The 10,030-nt window shown below is 70.0% G+C and carries 10 protein-coding genes and 1 pseudogene; 2 read left to right on the plus strand and 9 right to left on the minus strand.

Annotated features, from left to right (window positions below):
- Positions 1–304, plus strand: a 304-nt coding sequence (locus tag B7L92_RS18455; protein ID WP_159461042.1) for a substrate-binding domain-containing protein, incomplete at its 5' end; no start/stop codon positions are given.
- A gap of 130 nt (positions 305–434) precedes the next feature.
- Here B7L92_RS18455 and prcA read toward each other — a convergent pair.
- The 6 genes and pseudogenes from prcA to arc all read right to left on the minus strand — a co-directional run bounded on the left by prcA (position 435) and on the right by arc (position 6,352).
- Entirely contained in the window at positions 435–1,199 is a 765-nt protein-coding gene (gene prcA / locus B7L92_RS18460) for a proteasome subunit alpha (protein ID WP_081238653.1), read from the minus strand.
- A 74-nt stretch (positions 1,200–1,273) separates the two neighbouring features.
- Entirely contained in the window at positions 1,274–2,119 is an 846-nt protein-coding gene (gene prcB / locus B7L92_RS18465) for a proteasome subunit beta (RefSeq protein WP_004990293.1), read from the minus strand.
- Positions 2,071–2,262, minus strand: a pseudogene (locus B7L92_RS18470) (endonuclease domain-containing protein); the annotation flags it as partial. The gene prcB and the pseudogene B7L92_RS18470, both read right to left, overlap by 49 nt.
- A 170-nt stretch (positions 2,263–2,432) precedes the next feature.
- Positions 2,433–2,651, minus strand: coding sequence for a ubiquitin-like protein Pup (locus tag B7L92_RS18475; RefSeq protein ID WP_016826993.1), 219 nt, complete (start codon positions 2,649–2,651; stop codon positions 2,433–2,435).
- Positions 2,652–2,841: 190 nt separating this feature from the next.
- On the minus strand, positions 2,842–4,353 hold the full coding sequence (gene dop, locus B7L92_RS18480; RefSeq protein ID WP_368656252.1) for a depupylase/deamidase Dop: 1,512 nt from the start codon (positions 4,351–4,353) through the stop codon (positions 2,842–2,844).
- A 232-nt stretch (positions 4,354–4,585) separates the two neighbouring features.
- Entirely contained in the window at positions 4,586–6,352 is a 1,767-nt protein-coding gene (arc, locus tag B7L92_RS18485) for a proteasome ATPase (protein ID WP_004990287.1), read from the minus strand.
- Between the two features lie 245 nt (positions 6,353–6,597).
- Between arc and B7L92_RS18495 the strand changes: the two genes are divergently transcribed.
- Complete coding sequence (locus B7L92_RS18495) at positions 6,598–6,903, plus strand: ferredoxin (RefSeq protein ID WP_081238655.1); 306 nt, start codon at positions 6,598–6,600, stop codon at positions 6,901–6,903.
- Positions 6,904–6,982: 79 nt separating this feature from the next.
- On the opposite strand, the gene B7L92_RS18500 is transcribed toward B7L92_RS18495, so the two are convergent.
- The 3 genes from B7L92_RS18500 to B7L92_RS18510 form a co-directional block, all read right to left on the minus strand.
- Entirely contained in the window at positions 6,983–7,564 is a 582-nt protein-coding gene (locus B7L92_RS18500; protein WP_081238656.1) for a hypothetical protein, read from the minus strand.
- Positions 7,565–7,784: 220 nt separating this feature from the next.
- A complete protein-coding gene (locus tag B7L92_RS18505) occupies positions 7,785–8,687 on the minus strand; it encodes a tRNA (adenine-N1)-methyltransferase (RefSeq protein ID WP_004990264.1) in 903 nt (300 codons plus the stop codon).
- Positions 8,688–8,744: 57 nt separating this feature from the next.
- The coding region (locus tag B7L92_RS18510) for a site-2 protease family protein (RefSeq protein ID WP_081238657.1) at positions 8,745–10,030 on the minus strand (1,286 nt) is incomplete at its 5' end.

Raw genomic sequence — 10,030 nt, forward strand, 5'->3', positions numbered from 1 at the left:
CGACCCCGACCGCCCCACCGCCGTGGTCTGCGACGACGACCAGCTGGCGGCCGGCGTCTACAAGGCGGCCCGCCGCCTGGGCCTGCGCATCCCCGACGACCTCTCCGTCACCGGCCTGGACGACCTGGCCCTGGCCACCGCGATCGACCCGGAGCTCACCACGGTCCGCCTGGACGCGGAGCTCTTCGGCGAACGCGGCATGCAGGCCCTCCTCGCCGTCCTGGACGACCGCGCCCCCGAAGCGGGCGACATCCCGGTCGAGCTGGTGGTGAGGGGCTCGACCGGACCGGCACGGCCCCGCTGAGCCGAGGGGCCCGCCCGCGGCCGCACGCCCCCGCCCCGCTCGACCCGCCGCGGACACACGCCGCGGACACACGCCGCGCGCCCCGACCGGTCGGTCGGGGCGCGCGGCGAGACCTCGGACGCGGCCGGGACTACTCCACGTCCCCTCCGGACTCGGTCCCCGCGTCCGTTTCCGCCTCCGACCCCGTCGCCGTGCTCCCGGCCTCCAGCAGCCGCGACAACTGCCGCCCGCCGATCCGCCTGAACTTCCGCTTCTGGGGCCGCGTACGGTCCAGCACCGCCACCTCCAGCCGCTCCGCGGGAATCTCCCGCTCACTGCCGTTGGTGTCCCGCGACAACGACTGGACGGCCAGCTTCAGCGCCTCCGCCAGCGTCATCCCGTCCCGGTGCCGCTGGTCCAGGTACCCGCTGATCTGCTCCGCGTTGCCCCCCACCGCCACCGAGCCGTGCTCGTCCACGATGGAGCCGTCGTGCGGCAGCCGGTAGATCTGGTCCTGCTCCGGGGTCTCCCCGACCTCGGCCACCACCAGCTCCACCTCGTACGGCTTCTCCCCCACGCTGGAGAAGATCGTGCCCAGCGTCTGCGCGTACACGTTCGCCAGGCCCCGGGCCGTCACATCGGCCCGGTCGTAGGTGTAACCCCGCAGGTCGGCGTAGCGCACGCCCCCGATCCGCAGGTTCTCGTACTCGTTGTACTTACCGGCCGCGGCGAAGCCGATCCGGTCGTAGATCTCGCTGAACTTGTGCAGCGCACGGGACGGGTTCTCACCGACGAACACGATGCCGTCGGCGTACTGCAGCACAACCAGGCTGCGGCCACGGGCGATGCCTTTGCGGGCGTACTCCGCCCGGTCGGCCATCGCCTGCTGGGGTGAGACATAGAACGGCGTCGACACCGGTTATCCGTCCCTTTCTGTCGAAGTCACTGGACCACCCTGGACCCTGAACCAACAAACCGCCCGCGCCGCGTCTACAGCAGCGCCGCCCGCGGACCGTCCGGCTGCTCCAGCCGCCGCTCCAGCACGGACCGGGCGATCCCGGACGCCTCCTCCTCGGAGAGCCGGCGGAAACCGTCCTCGGTGATCACGGTGACGATCGGGTAGATCCGGCGGGCGACATCGGGACCACCGGTCGCCGAGTCGTCGTCTGCCGCGTCGTACAGGGCCTGCACCACCAGCGTGGTGGCCTCGGCCTCGCTCAGGTCGTCCCGGAACAGCTTCTTCATCGCCCCGCGCGCGAAGATCGACCCGGAACCGGTGGCCGCGTACCCCTGCTCCTCCGAACGCCCGCCCGTGACGTCGTAGGAGAAGATCCGCCCCTGGTCCCGGTCCACGTCGTACCCGGCGAACAGCGGCACCACGGCCAGCCCTTGCATGGCCATGCCCAGGTTCGAGCGGATCATCGTCGACAGCCGGTTCGCCTTGCCCTCCAGCGACAGCTGAGCGCCCTCGACCTTCTCGAAGTGCTCCAGCTCCAGCTGGAACAGCTTCACCATCTCCACGGCCAGTCCCGCCGTACCGGCGATGCCCACCGCCGAGTACTCGTCGGCGGGGAACACCTTCTCGATGTCCCGCTGCGCGATGACGTTGCCCATGGTGGCCCGCCGGTCACCGGCGAGCACGACCCCGCCCGGGAAGGTCACGGCCACGATCGTGGTGCCGTGCGGCGCCTCGATCGCGCCCTGGACGGGCGGCAACTTCCTCTTCCCGGGCAGCAGTTCCGGCTGGTGCTCGGAGAGGAAGTCCATGAAGGAGGAGGATCCTGGCGTCAGGAAGGCAGCAGGGAGACGCCCGGTGCTACGAGTGTTGGCTTCCACGCGATTCCTTCCACGTATGCGGCAGCCCGCCTTATGGCATCGGGCCGTTCCTTGAACCGCCCCAGCCCGGCACGGCGGCTGAAGCACAGTACGCCACGGACCCTACCCGCCTTGCGGCGGTGATCCACATGCGCCGCGGGAGCCGGCGGACCTGCGCGGCGGTGGGCCCGCGGCCCGCCGGAGCGGGCCGCCTCACCACCGGCGAAGACTGCCCGCGGCCCGGACGTCCCGAACCGCGAGCAGCACTTCGCCCTCTGCGCTTTCTGTACCCACAACCCCCGCATACGACCTTCGATCCGAAGGTCGCAGCGGCCTACTGGCCACCCTTTTGAACGAATGACCTCACGAAGTCCTCGGCGTTGGCCTCGAGGACGTCGTCGATCTCGTCGAGGACGTCGTCCACGTCGTCGCTCAGCTTCTCGTGACGCTCCTTGAGGTCCTCAGAAGCCTGCGCCTCCTGCGCCTGCTCCTCGACCTCCTCCGTGGACCGGGTGGCCTTCTGCTGTCCGCCGCCGGTGTCCTTGGTCGCCATCACCCTCACCCCGCTCGGTTCGCCCGACACAGTTGCTCGGTCAGGATCCGACCCTACAAGCCGGGTCCGACCGCGCCCCCGTAGTTGCTCCAACGTACGGGGACCATCTCGATGATTCCCGGACCCGGGATTTTCCACCCTGTCCGGCCGCCCCTTCCCGGGTACCCGTGGATACCCGCTCAGCCCCGGATCAACCCCCGGACAACACCCTGACCAGGTCTTCCGCCGTGCGGCAGCGGTCCAGGAGGGCCTTGACGTGATTACGCGTTCCGCGAAGCGGTTCCAGGGTTGGGACCCGCTGGAGCGAGTCCCGGCCCGGCAGATCGAAGATCACCGAGTCCCAGGAGGCCGCCGCCACGTCGTCCGCGTACTGCTCCAGGCACCGTCCGCGGAAGTACGCGCGGGTGTCCTCAGGAGGCGCCGTACGGGCCCGCTCGACCTCCGCCTCGTCCAGCAGCCGCTTCATCCTGCCCCGGGCCACCAGACGGTTGTACAGGCCCTTGTCGGGGCGTACGTCGGCGTACTGGAGGTCCACCAGGTGCAGCCGGGCGGCGTCCCAGTCCAGGGCGTCCCTGCGCCGGTAGCCCTCCATGAGTTCCCGCTTGGCGACCCAGTCCAGCTCGCCGGCCAGGCTCATCGGGTCGTTCTCCAGGCGGGTGAGGGTGTCCTCCCAGCGTGCCAGGACGTCCTTGGTCTGCTCGTCGGCGTCCGCCCCGAACCGCTCCTCCACGTACTTGCGGGACAGCTCGAAGTACTCCATCTGGAGCTGGACCGCGGTGAGCGTCCGTCCGCTGCGGAGCGTGACGAGCCGCTTCAGCGACGGATCGTGCGAGACCTGGTGCAGGGTGCGGACCGGCTGGTCGACCGCCAGGTCCACCGCGATGAAGCCGTCCTCGATCATGGACAGGACCAGTGCCGTCGTCCCCAGCTTCAGGTACGTCGAGATCTCCGACAGGTTCGCGTCGCCGATGATCACGTGCAGCCGGCGGTACTTCTCGGCGTCGGCGTGCGGCTCGTCGCGGGTGTTGATGATCGGGCGCTTCAGCGTGGTCTCCAGGCCCACCTCGACCTCGAAGTAGTCCGCGCGCTGGCTGAGCTGGAAGCCGTGCTCGTGGCCGTCCTGGCCGATGCCGACGCGGCCGGCCCCGGCGAAGACCTGGCGGGAGACGAAGAACGGCGTCAGGTGGCGCACGATGTCCGAGAAGGGGGTCTCCCGCTTCATCAGGTAGTTCTCGTGCGTGCCGTAGGAGGCGCCCTTGTTGTCGGTGTTGTTCTTGTAGAGGTGGATCGGCTGGGCCCCCGGCAGCTGGGCGGCCCGTTCCGCCGCCTCGGCCATGATCCGTTCGCCGGCCTTGTCCCACAGGACGGCGTCACGCGGGTTGGTGACCTCGGGGGCGCTGTACTCGGGATGGGCGTGGTCGACGTAGAGCCGCGCACCGTTGGTGAGGATCACATTGGCCAGGCCGATGTCCTCGTCGGTGAGCTGGCTGGCGTCGGCGGCCTCGCGGGCCAGGTCGAAGCCTCGCGCGTCCCGCAGCGGGTTCTCCTCCTCGAAATCCCAGCGGGCCCGGCGGGCCCGGTGCATCGCGGCCGCGTAGGCGTTCACGATCTGGGACGAGGTGAGCATGGCATTGGCGTTGGGGTGACCGGGGACGGAGATCCCGTACTCCGTCTCGATGCCCATTACTCGCCGTACGGTCATGCGGCCCTCCTTGCCCGGCGGCGTCCCCGGTCGGAGACGCTGCTGCTCCGCCGGCGCTCCGGTGCGTGTGCGGTGCCCGTCCCCGCACTGCGCGACTCGGCGGTACCGACGAGCCTAGAACGCCTTTGCGCTGGTGGGGAGATCATTTGCGTCATTGCTGTGCTCCAGCCGTGGCCCCGAAAAGCAGTCGGCTGCGGGTACCCGTAGGAGGCACCCGCAGCCGCCCTGGCTTTTACAGGTACTGACCGGTGTTCGCCACCGTGTCGATGGAGCGTCCGGTGTCCGCACCCTGCTTTCCGGTGATGAGGGTACGGATGTAAACGATCCGCTCGCCCTTCTTTCCGGAGATGCGGGCCCAGTCGTCCGGGTTGGTGGTGTTGGGCAGGTCCTCGTTCTCCTTGAACTCGTCCACACAGGCCTGGAGCAGGTGGGAGACGCGGAGGCCCTTCTGGTTCTTCTCGAGGAAGTCCTTGATCGCCATCTTCTTGGCGCGGCCCACGATGTTCTCGATCATGGCGCCGGAATTGAAGTCCTTGAAGTAGAGGACTTCCTTGTCGCCGTTCGCGTAGGTGACTTCCAGGAAGCGGTTCTCCTCGGATTCGGCGTACATCTGTTCCACGGCGGTCTGGATCATGCTCTGGACCGTCATGCCCTTGTCGCCGCCGTGCTCGGTGAGGTCGTCGCCGTGCAGGGGGAGGCGCTCGGTGAGGTACTTGCCGAAGATGTCCTTGGCCGCCTCGGCGTCCGGACGCTCGATCTTGATCTTCACGTCCAGTCGGCCGGGCCGCAGGATGGCGGGGTCGATCATGTCCTCGCGGTTGGAGGCACCGATCACGACCACGTTCTGCAGGCCCTCCACGCCGTCGATCTCGGCGAGGAGCTGCGGGACGATGGTGTTCTCCACGTCGGAGCTGACGCCGGAGCCGCGGGTGCGGAAGAGGGACTCCATCTCGTCGAAGAAGACGATCACGGGAGTGCCCTCGCTGGCCTTCTCCCGGGCCCGCTGGAAGACGAGGCGGATCTGCCGCTCGGTCTCGCCGACGTACTTGTTCAGCAGCTCGGGGCCCTTGATGTTGAGGAAGAAGCTCTTGCCGGCGGCCTGGCCGGTGACCTCGGCGACCTTCTTGGCCAGCGAGTTGGCGACGGCCTTGGCGATGAGCGTCTTGCCGCATCCGGGGGGCCCGTAGAGCAGCACGCCCTTGGGCGGCCGCAGTTCGTGCTCCTTGAACAGGTCGGGGTAGAGGTACGGCAGCTCGACCGCGTCGCGGATGGCCTCGATCTGGTTGCCGAGGCCGCCGATCTGCTCGTAGCCGATGTCGGGGACCTCTTCGAGGACGAGTTCCTCGACCTCGCTCTTGGGCACGACCTCGTAGACGTATCCGGAGCGGGGCTCCAGGAGCAGGGCGTCCCCGGGGCGGATGGTGACGCCCAGCAGCGGCTCGGCGAGCCGTACCACCCGCTCCTCGTCGGTGTGCCCGAGCACCAGGGCCCGCTCGCCGTCCTCCAGGATCTCCTTGAGGGTGACGATGTCGCCGACACGCTCGAACTCCATGGCCTCGACCACGTTGAGCGCTTCGTTGAGCATCACTTCCTGGCCGCGCCGGAGCTCGTCGAGCTCGACGCTGGGACTGACGTTCACCCGGAGCTTGCGGCCGCCGGTGAAGATGTCGGCCGTGCCGTCCTCGTTCGCCGTGAGGAAGACCCCGAAGCCGGCCGGCGGCTGTGCCAGCCGGTCGACCTCCTCCTTGAGGGCCACGATCTGGTCACGGGCCTCACGGAGCGTGCCGGCGAGTCGTTCGTTCTGGGCGGACACGCCGGCCAGGTTGGTCTGCAGCTCGACGATCCGCTCTTCGAGAATCCTCGTGTGTCGCGGAGAGTCGGCGAGCTTGCGTCGCAGGACGGCGATCTCCTGCTCAAGGTAGGCAATCTGCCCGGCCGGGTCGTCGGACCCGCGTCCCGGGCGGATGCCGCGGTTCATGTCGTCGTCGTGGGCTGCCACGGTCCTCACCTCCTCCAAGGGGAGCTGGACGCTTCCAGACCCTACCTGGGCGGGTGTCGATTGAAACCCCTAGATCACAAAGACGGTCGGGGTGTGTCCGATCTTCACCCTTGCGCTCTCCCTCACGCCAGGGGAATACCCACGGAAAATGATCGGAACCCAGTCACAGGTAGGGTCGACATGTTCAACACCCGTCGGAGCTGGCCGGATTCCCGCCCGGTTCGACGCAGGAAACGGCAGGAGAGATGAGCGTGCAGCAGGAGGCCGGAGTCGACGGCGAGGCCCTGGAGGTCTGGATCGACCAGGACCTGTGTACCGGTGACGGCATCTGCGCCCAGTACGCGCCCGAGGTGTTCGAGCTGGACATCGACGGCCTGGCCTACGTGAAGAGTCCGCAGGACGAACTGCTGCAGGACAGGGGTGCGACAACACCCGTACCGCTGCCGCTCCTCACCGACGTGATCGACTCCGCCGAGGAGTGCCCGGGCGAGTGCATCCACGTGCGTCGCGTTTCGGACGGCGTCGAGGTGCACGGACCGGACGCCGAGTGAGGAACATGACACGACGCGTCACCATGGTCTGATGTCTCGCACTCCGGGGTACGCGCCCCGACGCACGCCCGTGCGCGGGTCACACACTCTGGGCGCCGGACGGGGCGGACCGCACGAACGCGCCGTTCTCCCACCGCCACTTCACGTTCTCGCGCACATCGGGGCAGCAACTGGGGACGGCGTCCGACGAGTAACCGAGGAGCGAGGCGGTGACGTCACCGTCACGTACGGCGAAGTCGTCGACGTTCGTGCGGTCCTCGGGGTCGACGAGGGTGGCGACCACGCGCGGTGCGCCGCTCCCCGCGGCCCCGGTGAGGACGTACACGCCGTCGGGCGGGGTGCCCATCGGGGCGTCGCAGTGGACGACCGCCACCGTCTCCGGGCGTCCGTCGCCGTCGAGGTCGCCGGACGCCTCCTTCTTCACCACGAGGCCCACCGTGCCGCACTCGAGCGGGAACTCGGCGGCCGCCGGGTCGGGCGGGGCGACGAGGGCCGGGGCGCTCTTCGTCCGCGGTCCGGGTGTCTGGGCCGCGGTCGCGGCGTCGGGCTGCAGGACCGGGGAGAGGGCCACGACACCGGCGACGGCCGTGGCGGTGGCGACCCAGTGGATCGGGCGGGTGCGCGTGTGGGCGAGCTCCGGGACGGCGGAAGAAGACTGCACGAGGAGTGTCTCCTGTGAGGGCTGTGCCGGTGGGGGTGGCCAGCATCGTGCCACACGTCACAGGGCGGGGGAATGCCGGGGTGCGCGGTTCCCGGGCGGGGCGACCGGAACGGGGCGCGGTTCCCGCCCCGCGTCAACGCGAAAGCGCCGTGGCGCAGTTCCCGGCAAGCTCCGGGAACTGCGCCACGGCGTCCGTGCGTTGTGAGGACGGCGGACCGTCTCAGCGGGCGGCGCCCTGGTCGGCGTTGGGTCCCGTGTAGTCCTCGCCGTAGGCGCCCTTGGCCGGGCGGCGGCGGCGCATGGGCGGCTCGACGCCGTCGGCGAGGCGGCGGGCGGTGAGCAGGAAGCCGGTGTGGCCGATCATCCGGTGGTCCGGGCGGACGGCCAGGCCCTCGATGTGCCAGTTGCGGATCATCGTCTCCCAGGCGGTCGGCTCGTTGAAGCAGCCGATCTCGCGGATGGACTCGACGGTCCGGGCGAGCTGGGTGGTGGTCGCGACGTAGCAGCACAGGATGCCGCCGGGGACGAGCGCCTTGGAGACGGCCTCCAGGCACTCCCAGGGGGCCAGCATGTCGAGGATGACGCGGTCGACGTCGGTGTCGGACAGGTTGTCCTGCAGGTCGCCGACGGTCAGCTGCCAGGCCGGGTGCGGGCCGCCGAAGTAGCGCTCGACGTTCTGCCGGGCGATGTCGGCGAAGTCCTCGCGGCGTTCGTAGCTGTGCAGCATGCCCTGGTCGCCGATGGCGCGCAGCAGGAAGCTGCTGAGCGAGCCGGAGCCCACGCCGGCCTCCACGACGCGTGCGCCGGGGAAGATGTCGGCGAAGGCGAGGATCTGCCCCGCGTCCTTGGGGTAGACGACGGCTGCCCCGCGGGGCATGGACAGGACGTAGTCGGGGAGCAGGGGGCGCAGCGCGAGGTAGGCGACGTTCCCGGTGGTGCGGACAACGCTGCCCTCGGGAGCGCCGATCAGTTCGTCGTGCGGGAAGGAACCCTTGTGGGTGTGGAAGTTCTTCCCGGCCTCGAGCGTGAACGTGTAGTGGCGGCCCTTGGGGTCGGTCAGCTGAACCTGGTCCCCGACCTTGAAGGGCCCGCGCCTGCGGGCGGCACCGGTCGGTTCGGACATGTGACCAGCCTACCGGTCCTCACGGGGGCCACCGACCACGCCGGCCGCTCCCCGGCGCTACGAGGGGCGGGCCATGGCCTTGACGAAGGCGCGCTCGACGTCGGCGGCGGACAGGACGCCGTAGATCTCGCCGGTCTCCTCGACCACCAGGTACTCGGTGGCGGGGGTGGCGCGCAGGGCGTCCAGGAGCTCCTCCCCCGCGAGCTCGGCGGAGACGCGCATGCCGTCGGTGAGGTCCTGGGCGAGTCCGCCGACCGGGACCCAGGGGCGGCGGTGTTCGGGCACGCCGACGATGGCGGCCTCACGGACCAGGGAGAGGGGGATGCCGTCGGCGTCGACCACGACCAGGGCGCGGGCACCGGCGGCGTTGGCCCGGCGCAGGGCCTCGGAGAGCGGGGTGTCGGTCTCGACGGGGACGGCTCGGCGGGTGAGGGTGCGGGCGCGCAGTTCGGGCAGGTGCTCGCGCAGGCGGGCCATGCGCAGGCTGTTGCCGGCACCGGTCCAGATGATCGCGGCGAGGATGGCCGCGAGCAGCGCGTCCAGGACGGTGTCCATGCCGACGTTGTCCACGGCGTCGGAGCCGAGAGCTCCGGACTGGGTGAGCAGCGGGAGGCCGATCAGGACGGAGAGGGCGAGGGCGCGGCCGACCCAGGCCGCGGCGATGGTGCCGGTCATCGGCTTGCCGCTGATTTTCCAGACCACGGCGCGGAGCATGCGGCCGCCGTCGAGGGGGAGGCCGGGCAGGAAGTTGAAGGCAGCCACGATCAGGTTGGAGATCATCAGCCCGGCCAGCAGGACGCCGGGGACGGAGCCGGGGTCCACGGCCAGCAGGCCGAGGTAGAACACGCCGGACAGGACGAGGGAGAGCAGCGGGCCGACGAAGGCGAGGACGAATTCGCGGCCGGGTGTCTCGGCCTCCTTCTCGATCTCGGAGACGCCGCCGAAGAACTGGAGCTGGATCCGGCGGACCGGGAGCTTGAAGCGGAGGGCGGCCAGGGTGTGGGCGAGTTCGTGGACCAGCACGGAGGCGTAGAAGGCGACCGCGAAGAACAGGGAGACCAGGTAGCTGGCGGCTCCGAGCTCGGGCAGCACGCGGTCGATCTGCCCGCCGAAGACCCAGGTGATGAGGATGGCGACGAGGAACCAGCTGGGCGCGACGTAGACGGGCACCCCGAACGGCCGCCCCATCAGCAGGCCGCGCTGCTTCTCCTGGGGGCGCTGCGGTACGGGCGCCCCGCCGGTGCCGGAGTGGGCGTGCGCGCGGTCGGGGTGCTGGTCGGACGAGGGGGCGCCGACCGGGTGTCCGCCTCCGGAGGTGTCCGCCCGGTCGGCGCCCCCTCGTC

This window comes from Streptomyces viridosporus (assembly GCF_002078235.1).
Classification (GTDB): domain Bacteria; phylum Actinomycetota; class Actinomycetes; order Streptomycetales; family Streptomycetaceae; genus Streptomyces; species Streptomyces viridosporus.

Coding starts and splice junctions, on each gene's coding strand:
- B7L92_RS18475 (WP_016826993.1), bottom strand. CDS start 2,651: ATGGCGACCAAGGACACCGGCGGCGGACAGCAGAAGGCCACCCGGTCC.
- dop (WP_368656252.1), bottom strand. CDS start 4,353: ATGACCGTACGGCGAGTAATGGGCATCGAGACGGAGTACGGGATCTCC.
- B7L92_RS18495 (WP_081238655.1), top strand. CDS start 6,598: ATGAGCGTGCAGCAGGAGGCCGGAGTCGACGGCGAGGCCCTGGAGGTC.
- B7L92_RS18505 (WP_004990264.1), bottom strand. CDS start 8,687: ATGTCCGAACCGACCGGTGCCGCCCGCAGGCGCGGGCCCTTCAAGGTC.